At 71.0% G+C, this 15,581-nt stretch carries 18 protein-coding genes and 1 pseudogene; 10 read left to right on the top strand and 9 right to left on the bottom strand.

Annotated elements, in window-relative coordinates:
* The 6 genes and pseudogenes from OG700_RS18765 (at position 1) to OG700_RS18740 (ending at position 5,730) form a co-directional block, all read left to right on the top strand.
* A complete protein-coding gene (locus OG700_RS18765; RefSeq protein WP_405621803.1) occupies positions 1-798 on the top strand; it encodes an ABC transporter ATP-binding protein in 798 nt (265 codons plus the stop codon).
* On the top strand, positions 783-2,567 hold the full coding sequence (locus OG700_RS18760) for a hypothetical protein (RefSeq protein WP_405615004.1): 1,785 nt from the start codon (positions 783-785) through the stop codon (positions 2,565-2,567). The genes OG700_RS18765 and OG700_RS18760 overlap by 16 nt, the downstream gene beginning before the upstream one ends.
* Positions 2,568-2,903: 336 nt before the next feature.
* Positions 2,904-3,485: pseudogene (locus tag OG700_RS18755) on the top strand (ATP-binding cassette domain-containing protein); the annotation flags it as partial.
* Positions 3,486-3,509: 24 nt separating this feature from the next.
* A complete protein-coding gene (locus tag OG700_RS18750; protein ID WP_405621801.1) occupies positions 3,510-4,610 on the top strand; it encodes an ATP-binding cassette domain-containing protein in 1,101 nt (366 codons plus the stop codon).
* Positions 4,611-4,620: 10 nt separating this feature from the next.
* Positions 4,621-5,019 carry an RNA-binding S4 domain-containing protein gene (locus tag OG700_RS18745; RefSeq protein WP_405615002.1) on the top strand — a complete coding sequence of 133 codons (399 nt, stop codon included), beginning with the start codon at positions 4,621-4,623 and terminating at the stop codon, positions 5,017-5,019.
* Positions 5,020-5,301: 282 nt separating this feature from the next.
* Entirely contained in the window at positions 5,302-5,730 is a 429-nt protein-coding gene (locus OG700_RS18740; RefSeq protein ID WP_405614999.1) for an ATP-binding protein, read from the top strand.
* A gap of 43 nt (positions 5,731-5,773) precedes the next feature.
* On the opposite strand, the gene OG700_RS18735 is transcribed toward OG700_RS18740, so the two are convergent.
* Both OG700_RS18735 and OG700_RS18730 read right to left on the bottom strand, forming a co-directional pair.
* Positions 5,774-7,807 carry an FUSC family protein gene (locus OG700_RS18735; RefSeq protein ID WP_405614997.1) on the bottom strand — a complete coding sequence of 678 codons (2,034 nt, stop codon included), beginning with the start codon at positions 7,805-7,807 and terminating at the stop codon, positions 5,774-5,776.
* Between the two features lie 33 nt (positions 7,808-7,840).
* Positions 7,841-8,113, bottom strand: a complete 273-nt coding sequence (locus OG700_RS18730; RefSeq protein WP_405614995.1) for a hypothetical protein — start codon at positions 8,111-8,113, stop codon at positions 7,841-7,843.
* Here OG700_RS18730 and OG700_RS18725 point away from each other — a divergent pair.
* Together OG700_RS18725 and OG700_RS18720 are read left to right on the top strand one after the other, a co-directional pair.
* Positions 8,103-8,426, top strand: a complete 324-nt coding sequence (locus OG700_RS18725) for a hypothetical protein (RefSeq protein WP_405614993.1) — start codon at positions 8,103-8,105, stop codon at positions 8,424-8,426. The two genes, OG700_RS18730 and OG700_RS18725, sit on opposite strands and share 11 nt — an antisense overlap.
* Before the next feature lie 128 nt (positions 8,427-8,554).
* Positions 8,555-9,196: a histidine phosphatase family protein gene (locus OG700_RS18720; protein ID WP_405614990.1), complete on the top strand. Its 642-nt coding sequence runs from the start codon at positions 8,555-8,557 to the stop codon at positions 9,194-9,196.
* A gap of 273 nt (positions 9,197-9,469) precedes the next feature.
* On the opposite strand, the gene OG700_RS18715 is transcribed toward OG700_RS18720, so the two are convergent.
* Entirely contained in the window at positions 9,470-10,048 is a 579-nt protein-coding gene (locus OG700_RS18715; protein WP_405614988.1) for a DinB family protein, read from the bottom strand.
* 186 nt (positions 10,049-10,234) lie between these two features.
* Here OG700_RS18715 and OG700_RS18710 point away from each other — a divergent pair, with 186 nt between their 5' ends.
* Positions 10,235-10,630, top strand: a complete 396-nt coding sequence (locus tag OG700_RS18710) for a PPOX class F420-dependent oxidoreductase (RefSeq protein WP_405614986.1) — start codon at positions 10,235-10,237, stop codon at positions 10,628-10,630.
* A 225-nt stretch (positions 10,631-10,855) separates the two neighbouring features.
* On the opposite strand, the gene OG700_RS18705 is transcribed toward OG700_RS18710, so the two are convergent.
* From OG700_RS18705 to OG700_RS18680, 6 genes are all read right to left on the bottom strand, one after another.
* Positions 10,856-12,259 carry an ankyrin repeat domain-containing protein gene (locus OG700_RS18705; protein WP_405614984.1) on the bottom strand — a complete coding sequence of 468 codons (1,404 nt, stop codon included), beginning with the start codon at positions 12,257-12,259 and terminating at the stop codon, positions 10,856-10,858.
* Between the two features lie 72 nt (positions 12,260-12,331).
* Positions 12,332-12,721, bottom strand: coding sequence for a hypothetical protein (locus OG700_RS18700; protein WP_405614982.1), 390 nt, complete (start codon positions 12,719-12,721; stop codon positions 12,332-12,334).
* Between the two features lie 44 nt (positions 12,722-12,765).
* Complete coding sequence (locus OG700_RS18695; RefSeq protein ID WP_405614980.1) at positions 12,766-13,758, bottom strand: CehA/McbA family metallohydrolase; 993 nt, start codon at positions 13,756-13,758, stop codon at positions 12,766-12,768.
* Between the two features lie 64 nt (positions 13,759-13,822).
* Positions 13,823-14,035 (bottom strand): DUF397 domain-containing protein, encoded by a 213-nt coding sequence (locus tag OG700_RS18690; RefSeq protein ID WP_405614978.1) that lies wholly within the window; start codon positions 14,033-14,035, stop codon positions 13,823-13,825.
* Between the two features lie 69 nt (positions 14,036-14,104).
* On the bottom strand, positions 14,105-14,317 hold the full coding sequence (locus tag OG700_RS18685) for a DUF397 domain-containing protein (protein ID WP_405614976.1): 213 nt from the start codon (positions 14,315-14,317) through the stop codon (positions 14,105-14,107).
* The gene (locus OG700_RS18680; RefSeq protein ID WP_405614974.1) at positions 14,314-15,165 is read right to left on the bottom strand and encodes a helix-turn-helix domain-containing protein; all 852 of its coding nucleotides are present in this window, start codon (positions 15,163-15,165) and stop codon (positions 14,314-14,316) included. Before OG700_RS18680 ends, OG700_RS18685 begins: the two co-directional genes overlap by 4 nt.
* 201 nt (positions 15,166-15,366) lie before the next feature.
* Here OG700_RS18680 and OG700_RS18675 point away from each other — a divergent pair, with 201 nt between their 5' ends.
* Positions 15,367-15,555, top strand: a complete 189-nt coding sequence (locus OG700_RS18675) for a hypothetical protein (RefSeq protein ID WP_405614972.1) — start codon at positions 15,367-15,369, stop codon at positions 15,553-15,555.
* Positions 15,556-15,581 lie beyond the last annotated feature (26 nt).

The following is a 15,581-nucleotide window of genomic DNA, read 5'->3' as shown; positions in this document are numbered from 1 at the left end:
ATGACCACGAGTGAGAGTACGGGCGCCGCCGACGCGGCCACCCCCGCCTTCGAGATGGCCGGGCTGACGAAGATCTTCAACGAGAAACGGGCCGCCGACACGGTGAACCTCTCCGTGCCGCGTGGCTGTCTGATGGGCCTGGTCGGCCCGAACGGCGCGGGCAAGACCACCTCCCTGTCGATGGCGGTCGGGCTGCTGCGCCCGACCAGCGGCACCGCGCGGGTGCTCGGTGTCGACGTATGGGAACGCCCCGAGGAGGCGAAACGCCTGCTCGGCGTCCTGCCGGACGGCCTCGCGCTGCCCGAACGACTGACGGGCGGTGAACTGCTCACGTACTGGGGCCAGTTGCGCGGCATGGACCGCGCGACGGTCCGCACGCGCACCACCGAGCTGCTGCGGGTCATGGAGCTGACGGAGGCCGAGGAGGCCGGGACGCTCGTCATCGAGTACTCGACCGGCATGCGTAAGAAGATCGGCCTTGCGACGGCGCTGCTGCACGCGCCGAAGATGCTGGTGCTCGACGAGCCGTACGAGGCCGTCGACCCGGTCTCGGCGCGCGTCCTGACCGGCATCCTGCGCCGTTTCACCGCCGCCGGCGGCTCGGTGATCATCTCCAGCCATGTGATGCCCCTGGTGGAGCGGATCTGTGAGCGGGTCGCGGTGATCGCCGACGGCCGCGTCCGCGCGGACGGCACGCTGGCGGAGGTCAGCGGTGAGGGGACGCTGGACGACGCCTTCGTACGGCTGGTGGGGCGCGACAGCCTGGACGAGGAGGAGCTGACATGGCTGGGAGCGTGACCCCAAGTGGCGCGGGTGGCGCGGCCGGTCCGGGCGGTGTGGCCGGTCCGGGTGGCGCGGGCGGTCCGGGTGGCGCGGGCGGGATGGCCCTGGCCCCCACCGTCAACGCCCTCGTCCGCCTCAAGCTCACCATCCTCGGCCACTCCTCCGAGGGCCTGAAGCTGAGCCGGGTCGTCTTCTGGCCGCTGTCCGCCGTCGCCACCTGGGCGGCCGTCGTCCTCGCCGACGGGGCCGCCGCGCGGCGCGACGTCCTGCTGCTCACCCTGGCCGTGTGGGGCGTCGGCTGGATGCTCGGACCGGTGCTCGCCTCCGGCGCGGGCGTCCTGCGGCCCGCGTACTTCTCGCTGCTGCCGCTGCACCGCCGCAAGCTCGGTCTCGCGCTGCTCGCGGCGGCCTGCGTCGGCTACGGCCCCGTCGTCAGCGTCCTGTCGCTCGCCTCGACCGCCGTGCACGCCGTCGACCTGGCCCCCGCAGCTGTGCCGGTCGCGCTGCTCTCCGTCGTACCGACGCTGCTGTTCATGGTCGCGCTGTCCCGCATCGTGTACGCGCTGATGGGCTCGGCCATGGGGTCGCGGCTCGGCGTCGCGATCTCGGCCGTCCAGTACGGGCTGCTCGTCGCCGCGCTGTTCGTCGGCTGGCTCGCGGTCGCCGGCACGTCGGACGGCGTCGTCAAGGTCGTACAGGAGGGCCTGCCCGGCCGGACGGCGGCCCGGGTGCTCGAAGCGTCCCCGACGTCGTGGCCGGTGCTGGCCGTCGAGGCGGCGGCCGACGGACGGCCCGCCGTCGCCGCCGGGTGGCTGCTGGCGCTGACCGCCGCGGCCGGTGTCCTGGCCGGGCTGTGCGCGCTGCTGCTGACGCCCAGGGCGCCGGCCCGGATCGCCCGGCGCCGCTTCCGCCCGCTGGGCAGCGACGTACTGACCGGCCGGCCCGTGCTGCCCGCCACTCCGCTCGGCGCCGTCACGGGCAAGGAGCTGCGGCAGTGGTGGCGCGACCCGTGGCGGTCGCTGGAGTTGCAGTGCGGCATCTGGACGGGCGTGTTCGTCGCCGTGATCTCCCTGATCGCCGACAGGCCGGAGATCCTGCCGTTCGCCGGGCTGACGATGGTGATGCTGACGGCGCTGGTCAGCTGCAATCTGCTCGGTCAGGACGGCACCTCCGTATGGATGACGGTGGTCGGCGCCGAGAAGGGCACGGTCCGCGCGGACATCAGGGGCCGGCAGGCGGCCCTGCTGATCCTCTTCGGACCGCTGTCGGTCGTCATGACCGCGGTGTTCATCCTGCTCTCGGGCGAGCACTGGGCGTGGCCGCTGGTGCTCTCGCTGCTGCTGTCGCTGTTCGGCGCGGCGGTCGGCGTCGCCGTACTGCTGTCGGTCGTCGCGGTGACGCCGGGCGTCGACCCCAAGTACCGGGTGGGGCCCAACGACTCCGGGGACACCTCGTACCAGATCTGGATCGGCGTCTACGGCACGCTGATCCCGGCTCTTCCCACGGCGGCGGTCGCGCTCACCGGCCAACTGACCGGCACCACCTGGCTGACCTGGACGGCGGTCCCGCTCGGCCTGGTCAACGGTGTGCTCGCCTACTGGTGGCTCGGCCGCGTCGCGTACCGCCGCCTGGAGGCGCGACTCCCGGAGACGTTCGTGCGCCTGCGCTACGGCAAGACGATCGCCGCCCAGCAGTCGGCGGCGACGGAGGCCAGGGGCTGGCTGGACGAGCTGGAACGGGGCTCGATCAAGAACAACCAGGAGCGGAAACCGGTGGGGACGTAAGGGGGCGGGGCGGGTGCCGGCGGGGGTGACGGAAGTCCGTTGCCTCCGCCGCCCCGGTCGCCTACCGTAGGCAGCGTCCTTGTCGTCTCCGATAGAGGTGGACGTTGCGCATCTGAGGTTCGCGATCATCACGCCGTACGGCCGCACAGCTCCGTGCCGTACGCCCGCGTGGCAGCGACCTCGATGCGGGTGCCGTCCCCGGCCTCTCGGACAGCCGCATTCCCTCCTTGAGCCCCTGGCTTCCTTGTGCTCAAGCCCCCGGCCCGCACGGGCCGAGTCGCCGCGTGGTGCTCGCCTACGACGCCCCCATCCCACCGCGCCAGCGAGGACACCACCATGGCTCTTCCCAGCGACCCCACCAACCCCACCACCCTCAGCGCCTCCCTGACCTGCTCCGCGCTCTCCTTCCGGTGGGCGGACGGCACGCCCGTCTTCGACGGGCTCTCGCTCAGCGTCGGCCGGGGCCGCACCGGTCTCGTCGGCGCCAACGGCACCGGCAAGACCACCCTCCTGCACCTGCTGGCGGGCCAACTGACGCCCTCCGGCGGGTCGGTCAACGTCGGCGGCAGCCTCGCCTACCTGCCGCAGAACATCACCCTCGACACCGCCCTGCGCGTCGATCAGGCCCTGGGCATCGCCGAGCGGCGCGACGCGCTGCGCGCCATCGAGAACGGAGACGTACGCGAAGAGCACTTCGAGACGGTCGGCGAGGACTGGGACGTCGAGGAACGCGCGATCGCCACGCTCGGCTCCCTCGGGCTCGGCGCCATCGACCTCGACCGCACCGTCGGCGAGATCTCCGGCGGCGAGACGGTCCTGCTGCGCCTGGCCGCGCTGCTCCTGGAACGTCCCGACGTCCTGCTGCTGGACGAGCCGACGAACAACCTGGACCTGCCGGCCCGCCGCAGGCTCTACGAAGCCGTCGACTCCTGGCGCTCCGGCGTGCTCGTCGTGGTCAGCCACGACCGTGAGCTGCTGGAGCGCGTCGACCGCATCGCGGAGCTGCGGTCCGGCTCGGTGAGCTGGTACGGCGGCGGCTGGTCCGCGTACCAGGAGGCGCTGGCCACCGAGCAGGAGGCGGCGGGCCGGACGCTGCGCGCCGCCGACGCCGACGTACGCCGGCAGAAGCGGGAACTGGCGGAGGCGCAGGTCAAGAACGCCCGCCGGGAGCGGCACGACAAGAAACTCAACGCCCAGCGCAAGGCACCGAGAATCGTCGCGGGCGAACGCAAACGCTCCGCCCAGGAGTCGGCGGGCAAGCTGCGCGTGCTCCAGGAGGAGCGGTTGAGCGAGGCGCGCGAGCGGCGCGAGGAGGCGGCGGACGCGATCCGCGAGGACGCCGAGATCCGGGTGAACCTGCCCCGTACGGCCGTGCCCGCGGGCCGTACGGTGCTGACCCTGCGCGCGGTACGCCCCCGCTACGGCAGGCTCCGCGAGGGCAACCTCGACGTACGCGGGCCGGAACGCGTCGCCCTCGTCGGACGCAACGGCTCCGGCAAGACGACCCTGCTGCGCACGCTCACCGGGGCACTCGCGCCGCTGTCGGGCGAGGCCAGGACCTTCGTACCGCTGCGGTTCCTGCCGCAGCGGCTCGACGTGCTCGACCCGGAGCTGAGCATCGCGGCGAACGCCGCGCGCCTGGCCCCCGGCGTCACCGACAACCACATCCGCTCGCAGCTCGCGCGCTTCCTCTTCAAGGGCGCGCGGGCCGAGCAGCCGGCCGGCACGCTCTCGGGCGGCGAACGTTTCCGCGCGACCCTCGCCGCGCTGCTGCTCGCCGCGCCCGCCCCGCAACTGCTGATGCTGGACGAGCCGACGAACAGCCTCGATGTCGGCGGCGTACGGCAGTTGACGGGCGCGCTGGAGTCGTACGAGGGTGCGCTGCTGGTCGCGAGCCATGATGTGCCTTTCCTCGAATCGGTGGGGATCACGCGCTGGCTGGTGGTCGGGGACGAGCTTCGCGAGACATCGGCGGACGAGGTGCGCCAGGCGCTGGAGGAGCCGTCCGAAATGGCCGAGCCGCCGGAGGCGGACACGCTCTAAGCTCGGGAGCATGGCTGCTGCTGAAGCTCATGCCGGGAACGGGGACCAGGGGTCGGTACGCGCGGACGTCTGGATCTGGTCCGTACGGCTGACGAAGACCCGCTCCCAGGCGGCGTCCGCCTGCCGCGCGGGCCACGTCCGCGTCAACGGCGAGCGGGTGAAGCCCGCCCATCCGGTGAAGGCGGGCGACGAGGTCCGGGTCCGGCAGGGGGGTCACGAACGGGTCGTCGTGCTCAAGCGGGTCGTACGGAAGCGGGTGGGCGCGCCGGTGGCCGTGCAGTGCTACGTGGACAACAGCCCCCCGCCCCCGCCCCGCGAGTTCGCCGGCCCGGTGGCCGTCCGGGAGCGCGGCGCGGGCCGTCCGACGAAGCGCGAGCGGCGTGTACTGGACGAACTCCAGGGCCACTAGGGCGTGTTTCCGGGACGTCCGGGACCTCCGGGACCTCCGGGACCTCCGGGACCTCCGGGACCGGGATCCGGTGCTCGCGTGTCAGCCTTCGGCCGCCGACTGTCCACAGGCAGATGGCGGCCATGGGGACGAGGGACAAAGGACGCCTCGGTGACGCCGCGCTCACCGGCCGTGAGACCGAGAATCCGCCGCTCTCCAGCAGGACGATGAAGCGACGATCACCCCGGTGAAGTGCGACTCTGTACGGTCACCTTCCGTGCACGGAAAGTAAAAGTCCCCGTCGTGGGGAAGGTCATCTTCATGAACCACGACTGCGACCAGCACGGTGACCAGCACATGAGGCTACGGCTCCCCCGCCACCCCCGCAGCGTCGGCCGTGCGAGGGAGGCGCTGGCCGGGCTCATTGGCCTGACGGGGGAGTTGGGGGAGACAGCGGCGCTGCTGTTGTCGGAGTTGGTCACCAACGCGTTGCGGCACGGGTCGCCGCCGGGGCGCGAGATCGTGGTGAGCGTGTGGCGGGGTGATGGGCTGCTCCGGCTGGAGGTCGAGGACGCGGGGGACGCGCTGCCCCGGCCGCGTACGCCCGACCCCGTCGACGAGTGCGGGCGCGGTCTCGCGCTGGTCGTCGCGCTCGCCGACGACTGGGGTGTGGCGCCGAGGCAGGGGCCGGGGAAGCGGGTCTGGGTGACGATGAAGGCACCCGACTACTGAAGGCGCCCGGTTGATGACGGTGGCCACGGGGTCCGTACGGCGATCACCCGCGATGCGACGTGATCGCCTGCGCCGCCCGCAACTCCCGCCGCAGCGGCGCCAGCACCCCCTCGTCGTCGGCCGCCGACCACCCAGCGCGTACGTCCACCAGGACGACACTGGAGCGCACCCGCGCCGCGAGTTCCCGCAACTGTCGCTCCGCGTCCGCGATTTCGGCCGCGCCGGGCGGCGGCGCCCCGTGGTTGACGCGGACCCGCGCCGCCGTCGTCGCGTCGATGATCCGTTCCAGCGCGACGACCAGCGGCCACCAGGCGGCGGCGCGCGTGCCGGTGGGCGGCGGTTCGGTGAGCGCGCGCTGGAACTCGGTGCGTACGACGGACAGATCGCGGTAGATGACGCGCCTGCGCCGCACCCGCTCGGCCTGGGTCGCCGCCGTCCGCGCCTCGGTCAACGCCTCCGTCGACGTCTTCGTACCGCCGGTGGTCGGGCCGAACGCGTACGCCAGGTAGTCCGCCGTGTCCTCGACGGCGTCCGCCAGGCGGTCGCCGATCCGGGTGTGCCAGCTCTCCGGCCAGAGCAGATAGCCCGCGACCAGCGCGATCGCGCAGCCCATGAGACTGTCCACCAGACGCGGCACGACCAGCGCGAACCCCTCGCGGTTGAGCACGTCGGACAGCAGCAGGATCACCGGCGTGATGGCCGCTGTCTGGAAGCCGTAACTCTTCGCCGAGACCGCCGGGATGAACGCGGCGAGCACCACCATCACCGGCACGTCCCACCAGCCGCGCGGTACCTGCGACAGCACGGCCGCGGCGACGACGAGACCGGCCGCCGTACCGAGCGCGCGCAGCACGGCGCGCGAGAAGACCGAGCCGAAGTCCGGCTTGAGGACGAAGGTGACGGTGAGGGCGACCCAGTACGAGCGCGGTACGTCGATCACCGACACCAGGGTCTGGGCGAGACCGATACAGAGCGCGAGGCGCAGCCCGTAGCGCCAGGACGTCCCGCTGAACAGCATGTCGCGCCCGGCGCGCCGGATCCGGACGCCGAGGGCGGCGGGGCGGCCGAGGCGGTCGTCCACGTTGTACGGGTCGGGGTCGGCCTTGTGCACGACGGACGCGGCGTGCCGCAGCGCGACGTCGACGGCCCGCTCGGAGGGGGTGCCGGGCGCCGGCAGGTCGAGATCGGCGCCGCCGAGCCTGCTCTCCTCGACCGCCCGCGCCAACTCCCTTACGGCGGCCGGGATCTCGGCGGGCAGCGGGCGGCGCGGCAGATGGGCGGCGGGCGCGGCCTCGACGAGCGGGATGAGCACGTTGAGCTGCGCGAGCAGCCGTACGAGCGGGCCGCGCCTGCCGTGGTCGCGGGCGCGGCGGGCGAGGACGAGGTCGTACGCCTGGTTCAGCGCCGCGGTGACGGCCTGCCGCTTCGCGTCGTAGTCCGCGTCCGCGTCCGCGTTCTCGTCCGTGTCCTGTCGGCCCGCCGACTCCAGGAGGTCGGCGCAGGCGCGGTACGCGTCGGCGACGGCGGTCCGCTCGGCGATACGGCCCCGGAAGGGCCAGCCGAGCAGGGACAGCACGAGTACGAAGAGCCCGCCGCAGGAGAGCAGCAGCGGGGGCAGCCACCAGGGGGTGGGCATCGGGAGACCGGCGCCGACGACGGCGTTGAGCAGCAGGAGCAGCCCGGAGACGGAGGCCACCGCGCCGATCGAGGAGATCATCCCGGAGACGAGCGCCACCAGTGTCAGAGCGGCGACGGCGAGCCAGCCATGGCCGAAGACGAGGGTGCCGAGGGTGACGCCGATCGCGCCGAGGAGCTGGGGGATCGCGATGTTCAGTATCCGCAGCCGGTAGGCGTCGGCGGTGTCGCTGATGACGCCGGACAGGGCGCCCATGGCGGCGAGGGCGCCGTAGGTGGGCCGGTCGACGGCGAGCCCCACGGCGAGCGGCGTGGCGAGCGCGACGGAGGCACGGACGACGGCCGCCCAGGGGATGGGCGCGGGCGTCGGCCGCAGGCCGCTGAGCAGCCACTCGGGAGGCGCGAGCCGGGCGGTCGGCCGGCCGGGGCGGGGAGAGGTCACGGTCGCCACAGTGGCGTATGGAGGTGGCGGCTGTCAGCTCCGGGGCGGTGCGCGGTGCGTGGTGCCCGGTGCGTGGTGCGTGGGTCCGAGTTGCCGGGGGGCGTCGGCGGGTGTGCCCTGGAAGAGGGACGAGTGGGAGGAGTTCTCCGCCATGGCCACACAGGCACCGACGTCCACGTCCACGCCCAGGCCCACGTCCGGCCCCCGGCACGCACGCCCGACGCGCTTCTCGCGGCTCTCGGGGCGGCGCTCCCCGGACCGGGGCAGGCGCCGTATCCCCCTCCACACCGTGGCGGTGCCGGTCACGCTGGGCATCCTCTACGGCATCTGGGCCCCGTTCATCCAGCGCGACGGCTCCCCGCTCAACGCCCTTCAGATCACCCTCGGCGTGGTCTCCGGCCTCGCGGTGGCCGGGCTCGTCTTCCTGCTGATGCGGCTTCCGAGGACGATGGCGCCCGAGCTGCGGGCCATCGCCTTCGGCGCGGTGGCGGGCGTGTCCGTCGGGTTCCTGCACAGCCTCACGTACGCGAGCGTGCTGCGGTCGTCCGGGATCGGGCTGGCGGTGGGCGTGGCGAGCGCGGTGGCGACGTTCTACTACTTCCACACACGGGAGAACTGAGCCTCCTGAGCCCCCCAGCCCATCCGCTTCGGAAGAACTCGCTTGATGATTCTGATCCGTCGCCTCCATAGTTGCGGACTGCGATCACGCGCGATCACGCGGACGCCATCCACAGGAGGCAGGCACCGATGCGCACTCTTCACGTCGTCACCCATCCCGAGGCGACGCACCACGTCGAGGGGGTCGTCGGCGGTTGGCACGACTCGCGGTTGACGCCCGCCGGCGTCCGCGCGGCGTTCGCCATCGCCCGAGCGCTGCGGGACCGGATCCCGCACGGCACCGAGGTGGAGTTGTTCTCCTCGGACCTGCGGCGCACCTCGCGGACGGCCGACGAGGTGGGCGAACTGCTCGGTGTGAAGCCGGTCCTGGATCCCCGGCTGCGGGAGAAGTCCTACGGCGAGGCGGGAGGAAAGCCGCAGGAATGGCTCGACCGGCGGTTCGTCCCACCGCCGGCTGTCGGGGAGCGGATGGATCACGACGAAGGCGTGGCGGGCGCGGAGACCAAGGCGGAGTGGGCACGGCGCGTCTACGCGGCGATGGACGAGATCCTGCGGAGCCCCTGCGAGCAGCAGATCATCGTGACGCACGGCGGCTCCCTGACGTACGTCGTGGCGTCCTGGATCAGAATGCCGATCGAGTCGGCCGGCTATGCCAGTTTCCGGGCTCCCTCCGGGAGCATCACCACGCTCCGCGAAGACGACTTCTTCCACAACCGCCAAGTCGCCGGCCTCGGTGACACCCGCCATCTCGACTCCGCCCAAGCCGGCTGACCTCACCCCGCCGCGCCCCGCCCGACAGCCCGCAAGATCTGGCCCTTCAGATGCCGGACGCCTACTGCGCCACCGGCTCCACCCGCACCACAGCGGCGTTGCCCGCCGGCTCGAACGGATCGGCAAGACCCCGGACATCGAACTCACCGAGCCCACCGGCTTGATACGAGCCGGGCTCGCCCTCACCCCATGGCGGCTGCTCAACAACTGAGGAGGACCCGCCTTCTTGGGAGCATCCGCCTTCTCACGACGGATGTCGACGCCGGATGCCCCTTACTGGCCCACCCGCCCGTCGATGCACTCGCGCAACAGGTCGGCCTGCCCGCAGTGCCGGGCGTACTCCTCGATCCTGTGCACCATCAGCTCCCGAACCGCGATCCCGTCCTTCCCCAGCCGCTCCCCCAGATCCGGGTGCCCGGCCAACGCGGCGTCGGTCGCGGCCTGTTCGCGCTCCAGCGCGGCGTACGCGGCGTCGACCTCGGCCTGTTCGCCGACCGCTCCGTCGAAGTCCGCGTCGCGCACGCCGTACAGCTTCGGCAGCGGATCACCGTCACTGATCCAGTTCCGCCAGTCCAGCTCCACCTCGGCGAGATGCCGCAGCAGCCCGAGCAGCGACATGGTCGACGGCGGCACCGACCGCCGGGCCAACTGCTCCGCGTCCAGGCCCTCGCACTTCATCCGCAGGGTGATGCGGTAGTTGGTGAGGAAGTCCCGCAACGTGGCGAGTTCGCCGTCCGGACTGTTCCCTTCGCTGTTACGGGGGTCGTCGTCCGGGTCGGTCCACATGTCGGGGTAGACGGTCGCCCTGCTCCAGCGTGCGGGCCGGTCGCTCAAGTCGCTCAAGTCGCTCATGCGGTCCATGTTGGGCGTGCGGGGCCGGGCCCGCTACCGTTTTGTGTTCGCGGTGCCCCGCAGTACCCCGCTGCGGCCCCGTGGAGGAATGATCCAGCCGTCGCGTCTGTTCGGCGTAGGAAGCGATTCCAAGCAGTGGTCGCAGGAATGCCGAACAGCCGAACAGCCGAACAGGGGGACGAGACTGTGTCAGTAACGTTCAACGAGGAGACGCGCGAGCTGCTGGACGGGAGGAACTTCGCCACCGTCGCGACGCTGAACCGGGACGGCGGGCCGCAGACCTCGGTGGTCTGGATCGTCAGGGAGGGGGACACGGTGCTGTTCTCCACGACGACCGGGCGCCAGAAGGCGCGGAATCTCGCCCGGGACCCACGGGTCAGCCTCACGGTTTTCGACACCGCGAACCCGTACCGGTCCATTGACATCCGCGGCACTGTCGAACTGATCGACGACCCGGAGAAATCGCTGCCACCCAGGCTCTCGCAGAGGTACCTGGGCGAGGACCCGCCGGCCGATCCCGAGGGGGTGTTCCGGCTGATCGTCCGGGTGACCCCGCAGAAGGTCACCGGCTTCTCCGTCTGAGGCTCGCGAAGCCTTGTTGCCCATGGTGCTGCCGGGCACCGTGGGCAACAACCGTGCGGATCAGCCTCGCAGGGCACTGGAGAACGGCGAGACCGCCGGCGGCGGCGAGGGTGGCGGCGGTCTGCACCGGACAGCGGACGTACTTCCCGTACGGGCCACCGGCGCTTCCTTCCGACACCGCACTCGGGGCACGCGTCGGCACCAGGGACGCGGCCCCTGACCGGGTCAGGCTGCCCCGGCCCGTACGAGCACATCGGCGATCGCGTCGTGGCCCTTCTCCCGGGCGATGCCGAGTGGCGTGTCGCTGTCGACCCTGAGCCCGGAGGGGTCGGCGATCCGGGCATTGACGTCGGCCCCGGCGGCGATGAGCATCTCGATGATGCCGGTCTCGGCCTCCCGCCACACCGCGTAGTGCAGGGGCGTCGCGCCCGCCGTCGTACGCGGGTCGGGATCGCCGACGCGGTCGAGCATCAGCCGGAGCGCGTCCTGGGCACTGTCGCCCGCGGCGGCGTGCAGGGCGGAGACGCCCTCGATCCCGTACGCGTCCTCGCGAGCGCCGCGCCGCGTCGGGTCCGCGCCGGCGTCGAGCAGCGCGGCGACGAACTCCGGCGCGTCGATCGCCACCAGCAGCGGCGTCAGACCGACCCCGTCCTCGGCGTCGACGTCCGCGCCGGCGTCGACAAGGCCGCGCAGGATCTCCAGCCGCTCGGCGACCGGCCGCTCGCGCTCCCAGCTGAAACGGCTCTCGGTCACGACGCGCAGCGGCGTCATGTCGATGCGGTTGGTCGCCCGTGGGTCGGCGCCGGCGTCGAGCAGCGCCCGCACCACCTCCACCGAGGGGCCGGGCCGGCCGGGCCGGTCGGTGCGGTCGGGCCGGCTGGTGCGGTCGGTGCGGAACGGTCCTTGGACGGCCATCCAGAGCGGTGTCACATCGCGCTCGATCCGCTCCCCCCCGAAGTCGGCGGGGTGCAGACCGAGTTCCAGGAGGAGGCTGTCGTGGCCGGTCCGCGCCTCGGCGTCGGCGCCCGCGGCCAGCAGCGCCCGTACCGTCTCGGCCGAGCCCGACATCACCGCGAAGTGCAACGGGGTCATCGCCGAGCGGTCGTCCTCGGCCGGCCCCAGCGAGACACCCGCGGCGATCGCGGCGGCCACGGTCTCCAGCTCGCCGCGGGCACAGGCGTTGGCCAGCCGGGCGGAGTCCGGGGGCGCGTAGACGGTCAGTTCGGCCAGCATCCGCGACAACCGCCGCGGAGAAGCGAAGGCGTCCTCCACGTCGGATCCGTCGTGGTCCATCCGGTAGACGTCGGGATCGCCGGGCCTAGGATCGTCGAGGTCGACAACCCAGTAGTACTGCGTCGTCTCGTTGAACCCGATCACGAAGCACGGCCGGTCCATGTCGAACGGAGCGCCCCCCACCATCCCCTGCGGAAGGCTCACCCGGTAACCGTCCTCGTCGGTGACCAGCAACGTACGCGGCGGCCAGGTGATCGCCATCAGCGTCTCGATCTCCAACGGCAGCGGTCTGGGCGCATCGGTCCAGTTCACGCCGACTTCGATCGTCCCGGGTATGGTCCCGCCCAGCCGCTTGATCTGACGCAGCACATCGTTGTGCACACCATCGCTTCGCATCGGGTCAAGTTAGCAATGGATCAACCGACTTGTTGTCCCGGCCCCACGAGCACGAGGAAGCCGACGCGTTGGTCAGTAGGTGCTCATGTACCAGACCGCGCCACCGAGGAAGACCGGAAGAGTGAGCGCCATTTGCAGCATCCAGGGGACCCCCGGCCCCTCCTCGTCGGGCTTGCCCGGGTTCTCCGCACGCCACGTCATGAAGTCGCGCATCGCCTTCGAGTGGCCCACGGCAGCCAGGCCGATGCCCAGGATGATCCCGCAGTAGGCGGGAAGTATCTCGGTCGGAGGCGAGTCGTAGGTGGCGCTGTACGCCAGGAGCGACAGGAAGCCCGCCACCGGACCGCACGACACCCAGATCTTCTGCCGCCGGTTCACCATGCCGGGGAACATCGCGGCGAGATACACGGCCACACTGATCGCCGCGAACAGCCACCACAGCGGAGAGGACTTCTCCGGCATCACCATTCTCCCCTCCCTCCCCACCCTCGCGACCACCTTTTGGTTCAGATCAGGATAATCGGGTTGCTGAGCGCGGCCATGTGCCCTTCGGCATGACGTACCTCGACACGGACGAACGCCGAATCCGCCGCGCTGATGTGCCACTCCACGGCATCCGATCCCGAGCGGGGAAGCGGCGCGCGATGCGCCTGTCCTTGTTCCGTGTGGAAGCTGACCGTGCCCGACGGCACACCGCGTACGTTCACCCTTGCCACGGCAGGCTCGTCGCCGACCGCCAGGCGTTCACCGATCCCCGCGCTCCGATCGCCGACGGAGACCGTGAACGACAGCTCGACCGCGGCCGATTCGGCGATCCAGCTCCGGCCCGCACGGATCCCGGCGAGGATCGCGTCGGTGCTCAGATCGTCGGCCGGTACGACGGTGTGCGGGACGCCGATCTGGCCCTCAAGGTGGGTGTCGCTGTTCCCCATCGCCGGCCGCCACCGCCCCTGGTGGACGTCCGCGGCCAGGCTCCGCCCCCATTCGGCCAGGGCCGCCTCGTTGTCCGCCTGCCAGGGCACGTCCGAAGTCCACGGCCCGTTCCACACCTCGACCACGTCGAACCCGTCGTACGGGTACATGAAGGTGCCCGAGGGGTACGGCGCGTGCGGATGGGCCGCGACGCAGAGCCCACCGGCCCGGTGGACCTCGGTCAGGTGCCGGCCGATCACGTCGTCCCGCAGGCCGTAACGCCAGTCGACCACCTGCCCCGGGAGGACCCCCAGAGCGAGCCAGTGCCCGGTCCGGGTGGTGACCTCCTGCCCCAGGATCACCAGCAGATCGTCACTGCCGTGCCGACGCCAGGCGCCGTGCGTCTCGGCCGTGTTGTGCTCGGTGACCGCGAGAAAGTCGAGCCCCGCCGCGCGGGCACGGATCACCAGTTGCCCCGGCGTCAACTCGCCACCGCTTGAGACGGTGGAGTGCACATGGCAGTCCCCTCGGTACCAGCCGGGTCCCTGGTGGTCCACCGGGAGCGGCGGAGATTCCAACGCTGACATGCGCTCCCTCAGCTGCCGTGCCTCCGGCGGGGTTGCCGCCGGAGGCGCGTTCGGTGTTCGGTGGTCAGCGGAGTTCGTCGCTCTTCACGCTGGTGACGAAGGCGGTCCAGGCGGCGCCGGGGATGGTGAGGACGGGGCCGGTGGGGCGCTTGGAGTCGCGGACGGGGAGGGCGTGGCGGGTGCCGTGAGCGACCTCTACGCAGTCGCTCTGTCCCCCGCTGTAGGAGGACTTGGTCCAGGCGAGTCCGGCGGCGGAAGAGTTCGAGTCGTTGGTCATCTGATGGTGTCCTTTTTCTGCCGTGCCTCCGGCGGGGTTGCCGCCGGAGGCGCTTGCGGTGTTCGGTGGTCAGCGGAGTTCGTCGCTCTTCACGCTGGTGACGAAGGCGGTCCAGGCGGCGCCGGGGATGGTGAGGACGGGGCCGGTGGGGCGCTTGGAGTCGCGTATGGGGAGGGCGTCCTCTAGACCGTGGGCGACCTCCAGACAGTTGTTGTTGCCTCCGCTGTAGGAGGACTTCGTCCATGTGGGAACAGGGCAGGAAGTGTGCGAGATGGTGGTCATTTGATGCGGTCCTTCAGTTGCTCAATGAGGTCGGCCGACTTGTCGAACGGCAGCGCAGCTGCCTGAAGCCGCTCGAACGCGCTGCCAAAGATCGACACCTCCGCAGGATCCTCGATATACAAGGCGCTCGTCAGGTTTTCGAGCAGGACGACATCGAAGTCCGATGTCTCCGGGAAGCCGACGAGGGTAAATGAGCCCGCCATTCCTGGATGCGCCGTGGCGTCCATCGGAAGCACTTGTATCGAGACATGTGGCAGCTCGGAGAGGTCCCGGAGCCGCTGAAGTTGGTCTCTCATGACGTGAGGGCTCACGAAGTGCGGGTGGAGCACCGCTTCGTGGACGATCGCCCAGAACTGAAGTGGTTCGGGCCGGGTGAGTACGGCCTGACGTTGGATGCGTACCTCTACCAGCGCGTTCACGCGGTCTTGTGTCGACGTCATGTTGATGGCGTCGATCGTGGCGCGGGCGTAACTGGCGGTCTGGAGAAGGCCGGGTACGAGAGACGCCTCGTAAGACCGCATGCTCTTCGCGTCCGCCTCCAGGCTGATCAGGTCGGCGTACGCCGGTGAGATCGCGTCGCGATACGTCTGCCACCATCCGCGCTTGCTGCCGTCCCGGGCCAAGTTGTGCAAGGCCGTGCGCTTCGCCGCGTCGTCCACTCCGTAGAGATCGAGGAGTTGGTCCAAGTCCTGGGGCTTGACGCCGATGCGAGCTGCCTCGATGCGGGACAGCTTCGACGTGTCCAGCCCCGTGCGCCCTGCGGCGTCGGCCAGCTTCATGCTGACGGCCTCACGCATGCGCCGAAGTTCCGCTCCGAGCCGTCGTCGGCGGACTGTTGGATCGCTCATGTTGCCTCCTTGTCACGCCTGTTGGCGACCCTATCGGGCTCGTTACAGCCTGCCACAGCCGTTTACTCGACATCCCACCGTGTGTGCAAATTTGTGATTTCTTCGATCCGGCTTGTATTTTGCGAGAAGTCGAGTGCACACTAAACGTGCCGGTTAATGCACGTTGAGTGATCGTGCGCTTCGATCAGGGAGGCGGCTGCCATGCCATGTGAACGGGAGTCCCCCGAGCCAACTCGCGCCGCTGTGACGGAGCTTGAGGCCACCATCCACGCCGGCGGCTTCTGGCGGCTGGTGCCTGACTGCGTACCCCGGACGTACGACCCGGTCACGGACGAACTCATGGAGCGAGTGCTCCACGGACTGAGGCGGTTGGCGAATGACGAACAGTAGTGCGCGGCTATTGCTGTCCCGGCTGA

It is taken from the genome of Streptomyces sp. NBC_01508 (assembly GCF_045040315.1).
In the GTDB taxonomy this organism is placed as follows: domain Bacteria; phylum Actinomycetota; class Actinomycetes; order Streptomycetales; family Streptomycetaceae; genus Streptomyces.
The sequence above is the reverse complement of the archived record's forward strand: the minus strand, read 5'-3'. Positions and strand labels throughout refer to the sequence as shown.

Coding starts and splice junctions, on each gene's coding strand:
- OG700_RS18720 (WP_405614990.1), top strand. CDS start 8,555: ATGCGCACTCTTCACGTCGTCACCCATCCCGAGGCGACGCACCACGTC.
- OG700_RS18765 (WP_405621803.1), top strand. CDS start 1: ATGACCACGAGTGAGAGTACGGGCGCCGCCGACGCGGCCACCCCCGCC.
- OG700_RS18705 (WP_405614984.1), bottom strand. CDS start 12,259: ATGCGAAGCGATGGTGTGCACAACGATGTGCTGCGTCAGATCAAGCGG.
- OG700_RS18695 (WP_405614980.1), bottom strand. CDS start 13,758: ATGTCAGCGTTGGAATCTCCGCCGCTCCCGGTGGACCACCAGGGACCC.
- OG700_RS18690 (WP_405614978.1), bottom strand. CDS start 14,035: ATGACCAACGACTCGAACTCTTCCGCCGCCGGACTCGCCTGGACCAAG.
- OG700_RS18745 (WP_405615002.1), top strand. CDS start 4,621: ATGGCTGCTGCTGAAGCTCATGCCGGGAACGGGGACCAGGGGTCGGTA.
- OG700_RS18685 (WP_405614976.1), bottom strand. CDS start 14,317: ATGACCACCATCTCGCACACTTCCTGCCCTGTTCCCACATGGACGAAG.
- OG700_RS18680 (WP_405614974.1), bottom strand. CDS start 15,165: ATGAGCGATCCAACAGTCCGCCGACGACGGCTCGGAGCGGAACTTCGG.
- OG700_RS18715 (WP_405614988.1), bottom strand. CDS start 10,048: ATGAGCGACTTGAGCGACTTGAGCGACCGGCCCGCACGCTGGAGCAGG.
- OG700_RS18700 (WP_405614982.1), bottom strand. CDS start 12,721: ATGCCGGAGAAGTCCTCTCCGCTGTGGTGGCTGTTCGCGGCGATCAGT.
- OG700_RS18675 (WP_405614972.1), top strand. CDS start 15,367: ATGCCATGTGAACGGGAGTCCCCCGAGCCAACTCGCGCCGCTGTGACG.
- OG700_RS18760 (WP_405615004.1), top strand. CDS start 783: ATGGCTGGGAGCGTGACCCCAAGTGGCGCGGGTGGCGCGGCCGGTCCG.